At 74.9% G+C, this 15,670-nt stretch carries 13 protein-coding genes and 1 pseudogene; 11 read left to right on the top strand and 3 right to left on the bottom strand.

Translation table 11 applies throughout. The features are described from left to right. Positions 1-130 precede the first annotated feature (130 nt). The gene (gene manA, locus ACFV0O_RS06425; protein ID WP_380337109.1) at positions 131-1,327 is read right to left on the bottom strand and encodes a mannose-6-phosphate isomerase, class I; all 1,197 of its coding nucleotides are present in this window, start codon (positions 1,325-1,327) and stop codon (positions 131-133) included. Positions 1,328-1,657: 330 nt separating this feature from the next. On the opposite strand from manA, the gene ACFV0O_RS06420 reads away from it, so the two are divergent. Beyond that, on the top strand, positions 1,658-2,422 hold the full coding sequence (locus tag ACFV0O_RS06420) for a polyprenol monophosphomannose synthase (RefSeq protein ID WP_380337106.1): 765 nt from the start codon (positions 1,658-1,660) through the stop codon (positions 2,420-2,422). 95 nt (positions 2,423-2,517) lie between these two features. On the opposite strand, the gene ACFV0O_RS06415 is transcribed toward ACFV0O_RS06420, so the two are convergent. Then, complete coding sequence (locus ACFV0O_RS06415) at positions 2,518-2,931, bottom strand: winged helix-turn-helix transcriptional regulator (RefSeq protein ID WP_380337103.1); 414 nt, start codon at positions 2,929-2,931, stop codon at positions 2,518-2,520. 107 nt (positions 2,932-3,038) lie between these two features. On the opposite strand from ACFV0O_RS06415, the gene ACFV0O_RS06410 reads away from it, so the two are divergent. The 10 genes and pseudogenes from ACFV0O_RS06410 to ACFV0O_RS06365 all read left to right on the top strand — a co-directional run bounded on the left by ACFV0O_RS06410 (position 3,039) and on the right by ACFV0O_RS06365 (position 14,517). Further along, positions 3,039-3,686: an FMN-dependent NADH-azoreductase gene (locus tag ACFV0O_RS06410; protein WP_380337100.1), complete on the top strand. Its 648-nt coding sequence runs from the start codon at positions 3,039-3,041 to the stop codon at positions 3,684-3,686. A 109-nt stretch (positions 3,687-3,795) separates the two neighbouring features. Next, positions 3,796-4,710, top strand: a complete 915-nt coding sequence (locus tag ACFV0O_RS06405; RefSeq protein ID WP_360260068.1) for an MBL fold metallo-hydrolase — start codon at positions 3,796-3,798, stop codon at positions 4,708-4,710. Positions 4,711-4,741: 31 nt separating this feature from the next. Continuing rightward, positions 4,742-5,684, top strand: a pseudogene (locus ACFV0O_RS06400) (NTP transferase domain-containing protein). After that, on the top strand, positions 5,681-6,907 hold the full coding sequence (locus ACFV0O_RS06395) for a molybdopterin molybdotransferase MoeA (protein WP_380337097.1): 1,227 nt from the start codon (positions 5,681-5,683) through the stop codon (positions 6,905-6,907). Before ACFV0O_RS06400 ends, ACFV0O_RS06395 begins: the two are co-directional and overlap by 4 nt. Positions 6,908-6,929: 22 nt before the next feature. Further along, positions 6,930-7,976: a potassium channel family protein gene (locus ACFV0O_RS06390; RefSeq protein WP_380337094.1), complete on the top strand. Its 1,047-nt coding sequence runs from the start codon at positions 6,930-6,932 to the stop codon at positions 7,974-7,976. Between the two features lie 67 nt (positions 7,977-8,043). Next, positions 8,044-9,021 (top strand): NAD(P)H-quinone oxidoreductase, encoded by a 978-nt coding sequence (locus ACFV0O_RS06385; RefSeq protein ID WP_380337091.1) that lies wholly within the window; start codon positions 8,044-8,046, stop codon positions 9,019-9,021. Between the two features lie 161 nt (positions 9,022-9,182). After that, the gene (locus ACFV0O_RS06380) at positions 9,183-10,049 is read left to right on the top strand and encodes a hypothetical protein (protein ID WP_380337088.1); all 867 of its coding nucleotides are present in this window, start codon (positions 9,183-9,185) and stop codon (positions 10,047-10,049) included. 281 nt (positions 10,050-10,330) lie between these two features. Beyond that, positions 10,331-10,939 (top strand): bacterial proteasome activator family protein, encoded by a 609-nt coding sequence (locus ACFV0O_RS06375; protein WP_360260077.1) that lies wholly within the window; start codon positions 10,331-10,333, stop codon positions 10,937-10,939. A 279-nt stretch (positions 10,940-11,218) separates the two neighbouring features. Then, on the top strand, positions 11,219-12,673 hold the full coding sequence (locus ACFV0O_RS06370) for a protein kinase (protein ID WP_380337085.1): 1,455 nt from the start codon (positions 11,219-11,221) through the stop codon (positions 12,671-12,673). Between the two features lie 113 nt (positions 12,674-12,786). Beyond that, complete coding sequence (locus ACFV0O_RS06365) at positions 12,787-14,517, top strand: protein kinase (protein WP_380337082.1); 1,731 nt, start codon at positions 12,787-12,789, stop codon at positions 14,515-14,517. Between the two features lie 5 nt (positions 14,518-14,522). On the opposite strand, the gene ACFV0O_RS06360 is transcribed toward ACFV0O_RS06365, so the two are convergent. Continuing rightward, positions 14,523-15,623, bottom strand: coding sequence for a phosphotransferase (locus ACFV0O_RS06360; protein WP_380337079.1), 1,101 nt, complete (start codon positions 15,621-15,623; stop codon positions 14,523-14,525). Positions 15,624-15,670 lie beyond the last annotated feature (47 nt).

Raw genomic sequence — 15,670 nt, 5'->3', positions numbered from 1 at the left:
GGGGGGCCCCCCGCGCGCGCGCGGGCGGGGGCGGGGGGGGGGGCGCGGGGCGGGGGGGGGGCGCGCCGGGGGGGGGGGCGCCGGGCCCCCCCCCCCCCCCGCGCCCCGCGGTCCGTGGCGCGTCAGGGGGTCAGATGGTCACCGTGGCGCGGAAGAGGGTGCCGGTGCCGGACAGGCGGGTCGGTTCGCCGGTCGCGGGCAGGAAGGCGGACTCCCCGCGGGCGAGGTCCAGGACGGTGCCGTCGGCGGCGGTCAGCCGCACGCCGCCCTCGGTGCAGAGCAGGATCTGCGGGGTGCGGCCGTCGATCGCGCGCTCGACGCCGTCCAGCGCGAAGCGGGAGAGCCGGAACTCGTCGATCGGTACGGGGTAGAGCTCCTCGCCCGGGGTCGCCCCGACCGGGACGGGGGTCAGCACCGCGGGGGCGCCGGCCTCGAAGACCACGACCTTCAGCAGTTCGGGCACGTCGATGTGCTTCGGGGTGAGGCCGGCCCGCAGCACGTTGTCGGAGTTGGCCTGCAGCTCGACGCAGACGCCGGACAGGTAGGCGTGCGGCACCCCGGCGCCCAGGTAGAGCGCCTCGCCGGCCCGCAGCCGGACGTGGTTGAGCAGCATGCCGGCGATCACGCCGCGGTCGTCCGGGAAGTCCCTGGCGATCCGGGCGTACGGGGCGTAGTACCAGTCCGGGTCGCCGCTGTCCTGCTCCGCCAGCACCTCGGCGGTCTCCCGGACGGTCTTGGTGGCGGTGTCCTCGTCCATCGTGAGGATGGCGGCCAGCGTGCCGCGCAGCGCCTCGGACTCGTCCTCGACGCACAGCAGGTCGATCAGCGGGTCCAGTCCGGGCACCCCGAGCCGGGCCATCAGCTCGACGGTCTCGATCGGCGGGCGGAAGCCGCACAGGCCCTCGAACCCGCCCAGCGCGCAGACCATCTCGGGCTTGTGGTTGGCGTCGCGGTAGCTGCGTCGGGGGGCGTCCAGCGGGATGCCGAGGGCGTTCTCGGCGGCGAAGCCGGCGCGGGCCTGGTCGAGCGTGGGGTGGGCCTGGATCGACAGCGGGGTGCCCGCGGCGAGGACCTTGAAGAGGAACGGCAGGGTCGGACCGAACCTGGCCACGCTCGCGGCGCCCAGTTCGGCCCCGGGGTCGGCCGCGATCAGCTCGTCCAGCCGGCGCGGGCCGTCCCCGCGGTCGGCGCGGGACGGGTCGCCGGGGTGGGCGCCCATCCACAGCTCGGCCTGCGGCTCACCGCTCGGCTGCTGCCCGAGCAGCTCGGGCAGGGCCGTGAGCGACCCCCAGGCGTACGGGCGGATGGTGTTGACGAGCCTGTCCATGCGCGCGGTCCTACTCCTTCGCTGTCTGGGCGGGTGTGCCGGATCGCCGGGGGCGGGCCCGGCGGTGCGGGCGGTCCGGGCACGGGCAAGGGCATCGACCCTAGCCGACCGGTGTCACCCACGGGGAAACGGCGGGGGTCCGGTGGGAGTGCCATGGACGGACCGGTGGGTCCCGGGCGCGGTAGTAGGATGCCAGGACGCAGTAGTCTCCGCCCTGCGCGCAGTTCTCCACCGTGGTCATCCCGTCGGAGGGGCTGCCGGTGCAGCCGCGTTCCAGAGTGCGGGCGACGGTGTTCCGAGATTCCCCGCCATCGGCCGAGAGGTTTGTACGTGACCGTGAACCAGCAGAGTTTTGCTGATCTCGGCAGGGTCCTGGTGATCATCCCGACCTACAACGAGGCGGAGAACGTCGAGCGGATCGTCGGCCGGGTCCGTGCCGCGGTGCCCGAGGCGCACGTGCTGGTCGCCGACGACAACAGCCCCGACGGCACCGGCGAGCTGGCCGACAAGCTGGCCGTCGAGGACCCGAACGTGCACGTCATGCACCGCAAGGGCAAGGAGGGCCTGGGCGCCGCCTACCTCGCGGGCTTCCGCTGGGGCATCGACAACGGCTACGACGTCCTGGTCGAGATGGACGCGGACGGCTCGCACCAGCCCGAGGAGCTGGACCGGCTGCTGGGCGCGCTGCGCGGCGCCGACCTGGTGCTGGGCTCCCGCTGGGTGCCGGGCGGCCGGGTCGTGAACTGGCCGAAGTCGCGGCTGCTGCTCTCGCGCGGCGGCTCGACCTACTCCCGGCTGATGCTGGGCGTGCCGATCAAGGACGTCACCGGCGGCTACCGGGCGTTCCGCAAGGAGACCCTGCTGGGCCTGGGCATGGACGAGGTCGCCTCGGCCGGGTACTGCTTCCAGGTCGACCTGGCCTGGCGCACGGTGAAGGCCGGGTTCAAGGTCGCCGAGGTGCCGATCACCTTCATCGAGCGCGAGCTGGGTGCGTCCAAGATGAGCCGCACCATCGTGGTCGAGGCGCTGTGGCGGGTGACCTCCTGGGGTCTGTCCGACCGGCTGGCCCGGCTGCGCGGCGCGAAGAAGCGCTGACGACGGAGGACACGCGTGGGTGAAGGGCCCGTCCGCTGGTGACAGCGGGCGGGCCCTTCCGTGTGTCCGGGTGGGGAGCGGGCGCCCCGGCGGGGTCAGCAGCCGCCGCCCCTGAGGGCGCTCTCCGGCAGGTAGCGGTCGGCCCAGACGGCCAGTTCGTGGAGCGCGGGCTTGAGCGCGACGCCGCCCTCGGTGAGGCGGTAGCTGACCCGCAGCGGGGGGCCGGCGTCGACCTCGCGGACCACCAGTCCGGCCTCGGCCAGCTCGGTCAGCCGGTCGGAGAGCATCCGCTCGCTGATGCCCGGGACGGCGCGGCGCAGCTCGGAGAAGTAGGCCTGGCCGCCGTTGTTGAGCACGCCCAGCAGCATGCCCGTCCAGCGCTTGCCGAGCAGGGTGAAGACCCGGCCGAGGGCCAGGTCGACGTTCTGGCAGGACGCGCCGCGGGCGCCGTTGCCGCCCGGGTCGAGGGCGCTCGGGACTCCGTCGGTCACTACCTCGTGCTGGGCCATGGATCCAGCGTACTCGACAGGTCACTAGTGACTGCAGAAAAGTAAGCTGCTACCGTACTTTCAGTTGCAGCGAAATCGGCAGCTACTTATTCTCTGGAGGTCCCGCCATGCCCACGCTCCTGCACATCGACTCCTCCGCGGTCACCGACGGCTCCGTCTCCCGCGAGGTCACGGCCGCCTTCCGGGCCGCCTGGCAGGCGGAGCACCCCGGGGGCACGGTGATCCACCGGGACCTCGCCGCCGAGCCGCTCCCGCACCTGGACGTGCACGGCATCACCGCCGGATTCGCGCCCGCCGCGGTCCACAGCACCGAGCAGGCCGCCGCCTTCGCGCTGCGCGACGAACTGATGGCCGAGCTGGAGCGGGCCGACGCCGTGCTGATCGGCAGCCCGATGTACAACTTCACGATCCCGTCGACCCTCAAGGCCTGGCTGGACCAGGTGATCCTGATGGGCCGCACCGCCGGTGAGACGCCCTCCGCCAAGGGCACCCCGGTCACCGTCGTCGCCACCCGCGGCGGCTCCTACGCGCCCGGCGCCCCGCGCGAGCCCTTCGAGTTCGTCACCACCTACCTGGAGAAGGTGCTGACCGGGATGCTCGGCCTGGAGGTCGACTTCATCGTCCCGGAGTTCACCCTGGCCCCGGCCGTCCCGGCGATGGCCGACTTCATCCCGAACGCCGCCGAGTCCAAGGCCCGGGCCCTGGAGCAGGCCGCCCGCCGGGGCAAGGAGCTCGCCGCCCGCGTCGCGGCGTGACGTGAGGCGGAAGGCGGGCCCGCCGGGCGCGCCTTCCGCGCAATCGGGCGGCGGTGCTCCCATGCTGTAGGGCGCAGCACATCCGACCGCCCACCCGAGGGAGCAGCCCGTGACGTCGTCCCCGCCCGACGAGAGCGCCGGCGCGGAGCGTGCGGACGCCCCACCCGCGGCGCCGCTGGAGGCCGCCGTCTTCACCGGCCCCGAGTCGGCCTTCTTCGCCACCTCCACGCTGATCCTCGGCGAGCGGACCGCGATCCTGGTGGACGCCCAGCTCACCCGCAGCGCCGGGCGCGAACTGGCCGAGTGGGTCGCGGGCAAGGGCCGCCGGCTGCTCGCCATCGTGGTCACCCACCAGCACCCGGACCACTACTTCGGCGCCGAGGAGGTGCTCAAGCTCTTCCCCGAGGCGCAGCTGCTGGCCGCACCGGCGGTGGTCGAGGGCATCCGGCGCACCGCCGCCGCCAAGGTCGCCCAGTGGAAGCCGGTGTACGGCGACGACATCCCGGACCACCCGCTGGTCCCCGCCCCGCTGCTGCCGCAGCCGCTCATGCTGGACCGCCAGGTCATCCCCGTCCTGCTGCTCGGCCAGGGCGACTGCGGGGACTCCACGGTCGTCCACGTGCCGAGCATCCGGACCGTGATCGCCGGGGACTTCGTCTACAACGGCACCCACGTCTGGACCGCCGACACCACCCCGGCCCAGCGCACCACCTGGGGACACAACCTGCGCAGGATCGCCGACCTCGGCGCGGACCGGGTGATCGCCGGGCACCGGGCCCCCGACCAGGGCGACGACGCGGCCCGGGTGCTCGCCTTCACCGGCGGGTACCTGCAGGACTTCGACCGGCTGCTGGCCCGGCACCCGCACGACCCCGAAGCCCTGGTCACCGCGGTGAACCAGCGGTACGGGGAGCTGACCCTGCCGGTCATCCTGGACCTCGGCGCCGCGGCCAACACCGCCCGGTCGGCCGCGGAGGACGGGATCATCGACGCGGAGATCGTCGAGGACGACCCGGACGAGTAGGGTCCGCCGCGACCGGGCGGATACTGGCCGCATGACGCCGTACGACGTGATCGTTCCGGCCGGCGGGGCCGCGCGGCGCCTCGGCGGGGCCGACAAGCCCGGGCTGACGGTGGGGGAGACCACCCTGCTCGACCGGGTGCTCGCCGCCTGCACGGAGGCCCGCACCACCATCGTGGTCGGCCCGGCCCGGCCGACCGCGCGCACCGGCGTCCGCTGGACCAGGGAACAGCCGCCCGGCGGCGGTCCGGTCGCCGCCGTCGCGGCCGGACTCGACCTGGTCACCGCGGACACCGTGCTGCTGCTCGCCGCCGACCTGCCCTTCCTGGACCGGCGGACCGTGCACCGGCTCGTCGCCGCCCTGGACGGCGCCGGGCCCGCGGTGGCCGCCGCCGTGCTGGTCGACGCGGGCGGCCGGGACCAGCCGCTCGCCGCCGCGTACCGCACCGCCCCGCTGCGCGCCGCGCTGGCCGCCCTCGGCGACCCGGAGGGTCAGCCGCTGCGCCGCCTGGTCGGCGAACTGGCGCAGCTGCGGGTCGCCGACACCGACGGCGTCGCCTACGACTGCGACACCTGGGAGGACCTGGAGCAGGCCAGGGAACGCGACCGGAACTGAACCTCACGGCACCGGACACCGCGCCGTGAGGGAAACGACGCGCCCCGCACACGGGGCGAACACCTCGGGGAAACCGCCGATCAGGCAGCATGGGCGCATGGAGCGCACGCTGGATGACTGGATCGCCGAGGTCAAGGCCGACCTGGGCATCGACCTGGACGTGGACGTCCGAGGTCTGCTCGACACGGCCCGGGTGGTCGCGCACGGAGTGGCCCGGCCCGCCGCGCCGCTGACCGCCTTCCTGATCGGCTACGCGGCCGCCCGGCAGGGCGGCGGGCCGGAGGCCGTCGCCGAGGCCGCCCGGCGGACCGAGGTGCTCGCCGAGGGGTGGATCGCCGCCGACCGCCCGGGCGAGCAGTGAGCACGGTCGGGCAGAACACCGTGACCGCGCCGTCCACCGGCCCCGCGCCGGCCACCGCCCCCGCCGGGTCGAGCTGGTCCCGGGCCCGGGAGACCGCGCGCCGGGCCGGGCTGCGCCCGCTGCCCGGGGTCGCGCTGCCGCTGGCCGAGGGGCTCGGCCGCACCCTCGCCGAGCCGCTCGGCGCGCTGACCGACCTGCCCGCCTTCGACACCTCCGCGATGGACGGCTGGGCGGTCGCCGGGCCCGGCCCGTGGCGGGTCGCCGGCCGGGTGCTGGCCGGGGCGGCCGACCCGGCGCCGCTGGCCGACGGCTCCGCCGTGGAGATCGCCACCGGCGCCCGGCTGCCGGTCGGCGCCACCGCCGTGCTGCGCCGGGAGCACGGACGGACGGACGGCGCGCTGCTGCGCGACTGCGGCCCCGGGCAGCTGACCACCGGCCAGGACGTCCGTCCGCGCGGCCAGGAGTGCCGCCGGGGCGAGGAGTTGCTGCCGGAGGGCACCGAGATCGGGCCCGCCGTGCTCGGGCTGGCCGCCGCCTGCGGCCACGACCGGCTGCTGGTCCGCCGCCGTCCGGTCGTCCAACTGCTCGTCCTCGGTGACGAGTTGCTGGACTCCGGGATCCCCGGTCCGGGCCTGGTCCGGGACGCGCTCGGGCCGCTGCTGCCGCCCTGGCTGCGGGCCGCCGGTGCCGAGGTCGCCGAAGTGCGGTACGTGCGCGACGACTTCCTACTGCTGCGGGACGCGCTGCGGCACTCCACCGCCGACATCGTGGTCACCACCGGCGGGACGGCCGCCGGGCCCGTCGACTTCCTGCACCGGGCGCTCGCCGAGTCCGGCGCCCGGCTGCTCGTGGACGGCGTCGCCGTCCGGCCCGGACACCCCATGCTGCTGGCCGAACTCCCCGGCGGGCGCCACCTGGTCGGCCTGCCGGGCAACCCGCTGGCCGCCGTCGCCGGGATGGTCACGCTCGCCCTGCCGCTGCTGCACGCCCGCGGGGGACGGACCGTCGGTGCCCCCGCGCTCGCACCCGTCGCGGCCGCGCTGCCCGGGCACCCGGCGGACACCCGGCTGCAGCCCGTCCGGCGCACGGCCGAGGGCGTCGTCCCGCTCGCCTTCGACGGGCCCGCGATGCTGCGCGGACTCGCCCGGGCCGAGGCGCTGGCCGTGGTCCCGCCCGGCGGGGCGGCGGCGGGGGAGACGGTCGAGCTGCTGGAGGTGCCGTGAACGGGCGGAGCGGGGCGGCCGCATGAGCCGCTTCCGACGCGTCCGGGCGCCGGGGACGGAACCGTGGGCGGACGCCGGGATCGTGCTGCCCGCCCGCCGGGCCGCACCCGCCGGGCGGCAGGTCGGCTCGCGGCTGCTGCTGGCGCTCGCCGTGCTGATCGCCACCACGCTGATCGTCTACGTCGACCGGGCGGGCTACAACGACAACGCCGGGGGCGGGGTCAGCTTCCTCGACGCGGCGTACTACGCCACCGTGACGCTCTCCACCACCGGGTACGGCGACATCACCCCGTACAGCGACAGTGCCCGGCTCACCAACATCTTCGTGGTCACCCCGCTGCGCGTGCTGTTCCTGATCATCCTGGTCGGCACCACGCTGGAGGTGCTCACCGAACGCACCCGCCTGCAATGGCGGTTGAACCGCTGGAGGTCCACGGTGCACGAGCACACCGTCGTCATCGGGTACGGGACGAAGGGCCGCAGCGCGGTGGACACCCTGCTCGGGCAAGGGGTGAAGAAGGAGGAGATCGTCGTCGTCGACCCGCAGCGCAAGGTGATCGACCAGGCCGCGCAGCACGGCCTGGTCGGGGTGGTCGGCGACGCCACCCGCACCGACACGCTGGTGCGGGCCGGCCTGGCCTCGGCGGCCCGGGTGGTGATCGCCCCGGAGCGGGACGACACCGCGGTCCTGATCACGCTGACGGCACGGCAGTTGAACAAGGGCGCCACCGTGGTCGCCGCCGTGCGGGAGGACGAGAACGCCCCGCTGCTGCGGCAGAGCGGCGCCGACGTCGTGGTCACCAGCTCCAGTTCGGCCGGGCGGCTGCTCGGGCTGTCGATGCTCAGCCCGCACGCCGGGGCGGTGATGGAGGACCTGCTGACGTACGGCAACGGGCTGGACGTGATGGAACGCCCGGTCACCCGGGCCGAGGCCGGGCACGGCCCGCGCGAGTGCGAGGACCTCGTGGTCGCGGTGGTCCGCGGCCGGCGGGTGCTCAACTACAACGCGCCGGAGGCGGCCGTGCTGCAGCTCACCGACCGGGTGATCGTCATCAGGTCGTCCGGCTGACACGACGTCGGCCGCACGGTGCGGTCCCTGCCCCGCCGACCGGCCTGACGCGCAGTAGGTTCGGGACATGCATGCGATGACGATTCCCGTACCCGGCGGCCCCGAGGCACTGGTCTGGGCCGAGGTGCCCGATCCGGTGCCCGTCGAGGGCGAGGTCCTGGTGGAGGTGACGGCCACCGCCGTCAACCGTGCCGACCTGCTCCAGCGGCAGGGCTTCTACAACCCGCCGCCCGGCGCCTCGCCCTACCCGGGGCTGGAGTGCGCCGGGCGGATCGTCGCGCTCGGGCCCGGGGTGGCCGGCTGGGCGGTCGGCGACGAGGTGTGCGCGCTGCTGTCCGGCGGCGGCTACGCGCAGCGGGTCGCGGTGCCGAGCGGGCAGCTGCTGCCGATGCCCGCGGGGCTCACCCCCGAGCAGGCCGCGGCGCTGCCCGAGGTCGCCTGCACGGTGTGGTCCAACGTCTTCCTCACCGCGCACCTGCGGCCCGGCGAGACGGTGCTGCTGCACGGCGGCGCGAGCGGCATCGGGACCATGGCGATCCAGCTGGCCAAGGCGGTCGGCGCGCGGGTCGCGGTCACTGCGGGCAGCGCCGGGAAGCTGGCCCGGTGCACCGAGCTGGGCGCGGACATCGTGATCGACTACCGGCAGCAGGACTTCGTCGAGGTGCTCCGGGAGGCCACCGGCGGGGCCGGGGCGGACGTCATCCTGGACATCATGGGCGCCAAGTACCTGCAGCGGAACGTGGAGGCGCTGGCGGTCAACGGGCGGCTGGTGATCATCGGGCTGCAGGGCGGGGTGAAGGGCGAACTCGACCTCAACGCGCTGCTGCGCAAGCGGGCGGCGGTGATCGCCACCAACCTGCGCGGGCGGCCGCTGGGGGAGAAGGCGGCGATCGTGGCGGCGGTGCGGGAGCACGTGTGGCCGCTGGTCGAGTCCGGGGTGGTGAAGCCGGTGGTGGACCGGGTGCTGCCGCTGACCGACGCGGGCGAGGGGCACCGGGTGCTGGAGGCCGGGGAGCAGGTCGGGAAGGTCGTGCTGCGGGCCTGAGGGCGTGAGGGCGTGAGGGCCATGGGGCTGCGGGCCTGCGGGCGGGACCCGTGAGCCGTGTCTGAAATGCCCGGACTGTCGGGCCGTGCGACGCTGGTCCGGAGCTGTCCCGCCGCCGACCCCGCCCCCGGGCGGGGCCGGCCGTCGGAAGGACTCCGACCGTGGCCGCATCCCCGCACGCCCGCCTCGGGCCGCTGCCCGTAGCGCCGCACCACCGTCGCACCCGTCGCCGCCCGGGCTCGGGCCGCGCCCAGCGACTGCTGGCGGCGGCCGTCCTGGGGCTCACGCTCCCGCTGGCCGCCGCGTCGGCGGCGGTGGCCATGCCGTCGCCCTCGGCGGGGATGTCCCCGTCCCCTTTCCCGTCCCCTTCTTCCGTTCCCTCTCCTTCGTCTTCCGCTTCTTCCTCCTCCGCTTCGACGCCGGGTGCCGGGTCGACCACGGCGAGTGAGGACCCGGACGACGAGGCGACGCCGGACGGCGAGGCGACGGCGGGCGACGCGGCCGCACCGGGCGGCGATGCGTCGGCGACGGCGTCCGTGCCCAGGCCGGCGGCAGCGCCGCCGCAGCACCCGGCGCCCCGTCCGCACCAGGTCGACGACTTCCCGCGGTCGTTCCGGCACCGCCCGGCGTCGCTGCCGGAACGCTCCGGCGCCACCGTGGAACAGGCGCCGGACCAGACGGCCGACCAGGCCCCCGGTCGAGCTCCCGACCAGGCCCCGGACCAGGCCCCGGACCAGGCCCCGGACCAGGCCCCGGACCGGGCTCCCGAGCAGGCCCCGGACCAGGGCGCCGAGGCCGACCGGTCGGACGCCGACCCGGGCACCCCGGACCCGGCGGCCCCCGGCGACGCCGCGGCGCCGGACGCCGTCACGGCCGCCTCCGGGCAGGCCGTCGCGGCCGTCGGCATCCCCCTCGTCCTGCCCGCGCGCTGGCAGGACGCCTCCACCACCCAGCTCCCGCTGGGCGTCGGCCTGGGCCTGATCGGCTGCGGCCTGGGGCTGATCGGCCTGAGGCTGCGGAAGGACTGACCCGCGGAAGGACTGACCTGCGGGAGGACCGACCCGCGGGATGGCCGGCCCGCGGACGGGGAGCCGCCGCGGGCCGCGGCGCGCCGGAGGGGGTGGAGGTTCGGTGCGGGTTCCGTGGGCGTGGGCGGGGACGGGCGGTCGGTGCGCGGGCCGCGTGATCTGAGTACCCGTACGGATTCCCGCGCGGCGCGCGGAGGCGTACCTTCGTCACGGGTGGCGCAGGACGGCGGGACGAACGGGGGCTTCCGCCCGACCAACCCCAGTGAGAGAGAATGTTGTTCATGACGAATCCGATGAACGAGCGCTCGTCGCAGGAGCCCTACCAGGCGGCCGGCGGGCAGCCGCAGGACGGCCAGAAGGTGCTGATCGTCGGACCGGACGGGATGCCGGTGGGCCCGGGGTTCACCGCCCCGGTGGGGGACGACGACGGCGACGTGCCGCGTGAGCTCCCGGTGACCGAGATGGTCGAGCAGCCCGCCAAGGTCATGCGCATCGGCAGCATGATCAAGCAGCTGCTGGAGGAGGTCCGGGCGGCTCCCCTCGACGAGGCGAGCCGGGCCCGGCTGAAGGACATCCACGCGAGCTCGATCAAGGAACTCGAACTCGGTCTGGCCCCGGAGCTGGTCGCCGAGCTGGAACGGCTGTCGCTGCCGTTCACCGAGGACAGCATCCCGACCGAGGCCGAGCTGCGGATCGCCCAGGCCCAGCTGGTCGGCTGGCTGGAGGGCCTGTTCCACGGCATCCAGACCGCGCTGTTCGCCCAGCAGATGGCGGCGCGGGCCCAGCTGGAGCAGATGCGCCGGGCGCTGCCGCCGGGCCTGCACGGAGGGGACCAGGACGAGGACGAGCCGGGCCACGGCCGCGGCATCCGCTCCGGTCCGTACCTGTAGCGGTACCCGCCGGTGCGGCCGGGCGGTCCGCCGGACCGGACGTACCACGACGATCCGTCCCGGGCCGTGCCGCCGGGATCCGGAGCCGCCCGCCCGGGCCCCGGAACGGCCCTGGGCCGATCACCGTCGGCGCGAGCCGATACCCTGACCCCTGTCGCAGGCCGGTCGAGCCGCCGCGACAGGGGTCCGCCGGGCCAGCGGGCCGGGCCCACCACGCACGGCCGAGACCGAACGTCACGGATGCGGCAGCATGCCCGCGCCGAGGGGGAGCAGAGGACCATGAGCGAGCACGGCAACGCGGCGGTCGAGGGCTTCTCCCTGGGCAACGGCCGCTATGTGCTGCAGCGGCTGCTGGGCGAGGGCGGCATGGCTTCCGTGCACCTCGCCTACGACAGCGTGCTGGACCGGCAGGTCGCGCTGAAGAGCATGCACAGCGAGCTGGGCCGGGACGACTCGTTCAAGGAGCGGTTCCGCCGCGAGGCCCAGGCGGTGGCCCGGCTGGAACACCCGAACATCGTCACGGTGTACGACAGCGGCGAGGACGTCGCCCCGGACGGCTCCAGCACGCCGTACATCGTCATGCAGCTGATCGACGGCCAGGGCCTGCGCGAGGCGATCAACGAGGCGATCGGCCAGTACGGCGCGATGCCGACCGAGGCGGCCCTGCGGGTCACCGTCGGCGTGCTGAACGCGCTGGAGGCCTCGCACGACATGGGCCTGGTGCACCGCGACATCAAGCCCGGCAACGTCATGTTCGACCGCAAGGGCAACGTCAAGGTCATGGACTTCGGCATCGCCCGGGCGCTGGAGTCCGGCGTGACGTCGATGACCCAGACCGGCATGGTGGTCGGCACCCCGCAGTACCTCTCGCCCGAGCAGGCGCTCGGCAAGCCGGTGGACGCCCGCTCCGACCTGTACTCGGTCGGCGTGATGCTCTTCGAGATGATCACCGGCCAGCTGGTCTTCGACGGCGACTCGGCGTTCTCGATCGCCTACAAGCACGTCCAGGAGGAGCCGCCGGCGCCCTCCACGCTCAACCACTCGCTGCCCCCCGAGGTGGACGCCTTCGTCGCCCAGGCGCTGCGCAAGGACCCGGCGCACCGGTTCCAGAGCGCGGCGGCGATGCGGGACGAGGCGGAGCGGCTGATCGAGGCCGCCAAGGGCGGCGGCAGCGGGCACAAGCTGCAGGCCAGCACCCCGCTGGTGATCAACGAGGGCCCGCGCTCGGTGCACGCGGCCCCGCAGGCCCCGCAGGCCCCGCACACGCCGCAGCCGCAGTACCTCCAGCAGGGGCAGCCGCAGCAGTACCAGACCCCGCCGCCGGCCTACCAGACCCCGCGTCCGCAGGCCCCGCACACGCCGCACCCGCAGTACCTCCAGCAGGGGCAGCAGCAGTACCAGACCCCGCCGCCCGCCTTCCAGGCGCCGCGTGCGCAGGCCCCGCACACGCCGCACCCGCAGTACCTCCAGCAAGGGGGGCCGCAGCAGGCGCACACCCCGCCGCCGCAGCAGATGCCGCCGTACCAGCAGCCGAAGGCGCCCGGCGGCGGAGGCTGTTCGACGGTCGTGGTCGTGGTCGGGATCATCATCGGCGTGCTGGTGCTCGCGGGCATCATCATCGCGATCGTGGTCGACAACGCCGACAAGAAGACCGGCGGCAAGTTCAGCCACGCCGACCGCCCGGCGAACGTGCTGGTGGTCGACCTCCCGGCCGACCGGAATGGCCTGCTCTGACGGTTTCCAGCCGGTTCGGGCATGCCACGTGCGCTTCCCGGAGGCGGTAGCGTTCGGGGAATACGTAAGCGACAGGGCACCGCGATCCGAGCGAACGCCCGGGGCGAGGAGCGATGGCACAGACGCAGCAGCCGGACGACGACGCGGGTGCCCGAGCGGCCGGCCGGACCGGCGGGACGCCGAGGATCCCGGAGCCCGGCAGCGAGGCCGCGACCTCGGCGCTGCCGCCCGCCTTCGGCGCCGGAGGCCCGCACACCCCCGGTCGCGGCAGTGCCGCACCGCTGGGCACCGTCGGCGACGGCCGCTACCGGATGACCCACCGGCTGGGCCGCGGCGGCATGGCCGAGGTCTTCGCCGCCGAGGACGTGCGGCTGGGCCGCACCGTCGCCGTCAAGCTGCTGCGCGGCGAACTGGCCCAGGACGAGGTCGCCCGGCTGCGCTTCACCCGCGAGGCACACGCCGTCGCGGCGCTCAACCACCACTCCATCGTCTCGGTCTACGACACCGGCGAGGAGTACGTCGGGGACGAGTCCACGCCGTACATCGTGATGGAGCTGGTCGAGGGCCGGACCGTCCGCGAGCTGCTGGCGGACGAGGACGCGCCGCCGGTCGACCAGGCGCTGATCATCATCGCCGGGGTGCTGGAGGCGCTCGCCTACAGCCACCGGCACGGCATCGTCCACCGCGACATCAAGCCCGCCAACGTGATCATCACGACCACCGGCGCGGTCAAGGTGATGGACTTCGGCATCGCCCGGGCGCTGACCGGGGGCGCCACCACGATGACCCAGACCGGCATGGTCATGGGAACCCCGCAGTACCTCTCGCCCGAGCAGGCGCTCGGCAAGCCGGTCGACCACCGCTCCGACCTGTACGCGGCCGGCTGCATGCTGTTCGAACTGCTCACGCTGCGCCCGCCGTTCACCGGCGACACCCCGCTCTCGGTGGTCTACCAGCACGTCCAGGACCCGCCGGTGCCGCCCTCGCAGGCCAACGGCCGGGTGCCGGTCGGCCTCGACGCGTTGGTGCTGCGCTCGCTCGCCAAGAACCCGGACGACCGCTTCCAGGACGCCGACGAGTTCCGCGCCCACCTGCAGCACGCGCTGCGCGAGATGCACGGCGCCGCCGGGGCCGGCTGGGTCGGCGCGGCCGGCGACACCGGTGCGACCCAGGTGCTCCGGCCGGACCAGGCGGCGGCCACCGCGGCCTTCGGTGTGGTCCACCCGGGCGACCAGACCTCCGCGCTGCCCTACCCGGGCGGGAACGGCCCGCACACCCCCGCCTCGTCCTACTCGGCGGCCGGCGGCGGGTACGGCGGTGGCGACGACGACGGCCACGACGACGGGTACCGCCGGCGGCGCGGGCCGTGGGCCTGGGTGGCCGGCGGTATCGCCGTGCTGGTCGCGGCCGGTGCCGGCATCGCGTTCGCGCTCACCGGCGGTGACGTCGGCGGCACCAACGACCATGTCGTGCCCCCGACCCCCGCGCCGGTGGTCAGCACGCCCGAGCCCACCACGCCGGCCCAGAGCGGGCTGCCGAGCCCGCAGCCCTCGCTCTCCAACAGCAAGAAGCCGCAGCAGCCGACCGAGCCCGGCAACAACAACAGCGGCAACAACACCGGGAACAACGGCACCAACATGTCGCCGTCGCCGGGTTCGGGCAAGCACACCATGACGCCGTCGCCGACGACGACGCCCAGTCACACGTCGTCGATGTCGGCGTCGGCGAGCTCGACCGGCGGGCCGACCGGAGGGACGACGCCGACCTCGGGCGGCGGTGGCGGCACGCCCAGCAACCCGCCGCCGAAGCCGGACCCGAAGCCGACGGGGACGCAGACCCCCTGACCCGGTCAGTTGGCGAAGGCGTCCAGGACCTGCTCGTACTCCTGGCACCACCACGCCAGCTGCCCGGCCGAGCCGGGGTAGAGCGGGTCGGCCCGGTGGTCGGCCCGCTGGTAGCGCCACTGCAGCATCCAGAAGTCGTTCAGCCGCTCCCACCACACCCGGTGGGCGGCTGCGGCCAGGTGCTCGGCGGTGGCGGCGCCGGAGGCCCGGTAGGCCTGTGAGTAGCGCCGGACCCGGACCAGGTCCAGGACGCCGGACGCCCGGTCGTTGAAGAGCAGGGTGGCGGCTCGGACGGCCTCCTCGGCGCGCGGCTGCGGCCCGAGCTTGTCCCAGTCCAGGACGGCGCTCACCCGCCCGCCCGCCGGGCCGTCGTCGTACAGCAGGTTGAGGCCGTGGAAGTCGCCGTGGGTCCAGCCGGTGGGCGGGGCGGCCAGCGGGACCGGGCGGCGGTGGGCGTGCTCGGCGAGCAGTTCCAGCCGTTCCGTGAGCCGTTGCTCGACCAGCGCGTCCAGTTCCCCGTGCGGGCGGTGCGCACGGGCGCGGCCGCGCAGGTCGCGGGCGAGGTCGGCGCTGTCCGCGGGGTCGGCGCTGCGGTAGCCGGCGGGCGGATCCAGGGGGGCGCAGATGTCGTCGAGCGCGCCGTGCAGCCGGCCGAGCAGCGCACCGAGCGCCTCGCACTGCGGGAGGTCGAGCTCGCTGCCGTGCCGGTGCCGGCCGTCCGTCCACGGGAACAGCGCGAACAGCCGCCCTCCCCAGCCGGCCACCGTGCCGGACCGTTCGGCGCAGGCCAGCGGGGGTGCGACGGGCAGTCCGAGGGTGTTCAGCGCGGCCATCGCGCGGTGGTGGGCGAGGATCTTCGGACGGCTGGCGGTGGCGGTGTCGACGTAGCACTTCAGGAAGTACGAACCGGCCTCGGTGGTGACCCGGTACCCCCGGTTCAGCAGGCCTTCGGCGACCGGTTCGGCGGTCGACAGGCGCCCCACCCGGTAACGGGCCAGGACCTCGGCGAGCGCGGTGTGCGGGACGGGCGGACTGAGGGTCCCCATCGGCGGTGCGGAGAGGTCGGGACGGGCCGGGGCGCAGGCGAGGGTCTGGCTGAAAGTCACAGCCAGAGGGTATGGCCCCTCAGCGGGGGTCCTTGACAAACCGTCAG

It is taken from the genome of Kitasatospora sp. NPDC059577 (genome assembly GCF_042735475.1).
Taxonomy (GTDB): Bacteria; Actinomycetota; Actinomycetes; order Streptomycetales; family Streptomycetaceae; genus Kitasatospora.
The sequence above is the reverse complement of the archived record's forward strand: the minus strand, read 5'-3'. Positions and strand labels throughout refer to the sequence as shown.

Bases quoted from the DNA above. Each gene is read 5' to 3' on its own strand.
- manA (WP_380337109.1), bottom strand. From the start codon at position 1,327: ATGGACAGGCTCGTCAACACCATCCGCCCGTACGCCTGGGGGTCGCTC.
- ACFV0O_RS06415 (WP_380337103.1), bottom strand. From the start codon at position 2,931: ATGGCCCAGCACGAGGTAGTGACCGACGGAGTCCCGAGCGCCCTCGAC.
- ACFV0O_RS06410 (WP_380337100.1), top strand. From the start codon at position 3,039: ATGCCCACGCTCCTGCACATCGACTCCTCCGCGGTCACCGACGGCTCC.
- ACFV0O_RS06390 (WP_380337094.1), top strand. From the start codon at position 6,930: ATGAGCCGCTTCCGACGCGTCCGGGCGCCGGGGACGGAACCGTGGGCG.
- ACFV0O_RS06385 (WP_380337091.1), top strand. From the start codon at position 8,044: ATGCATGCGATGACGATTCCCGTACCCGGCGGCCCCGAGGCACTGGTC.
- ACFV0O_RS06375 (WP_360260077.1), top strand. From the start codon at position 10,331: ATGACGAATCCGATGAACGAGCGCTCGTCGCAGGAGCCCTACCAGGCG.
- ACFV0O_RS06370 (WP_380337085.1), top strand. From the start codon at position 11,219: ATGAGCGAGCACGGCAACGCGGCGGTCGAGGGCTTCTCCCTGGGCAAC.
- ACFV0O_RS06365 (WP_380337082.1), top strand. From the start codon at position 12,787: ATGGCACAGACGCAGCAGCCGGACGACGACGCGGGTGCCCGAGCGGCC.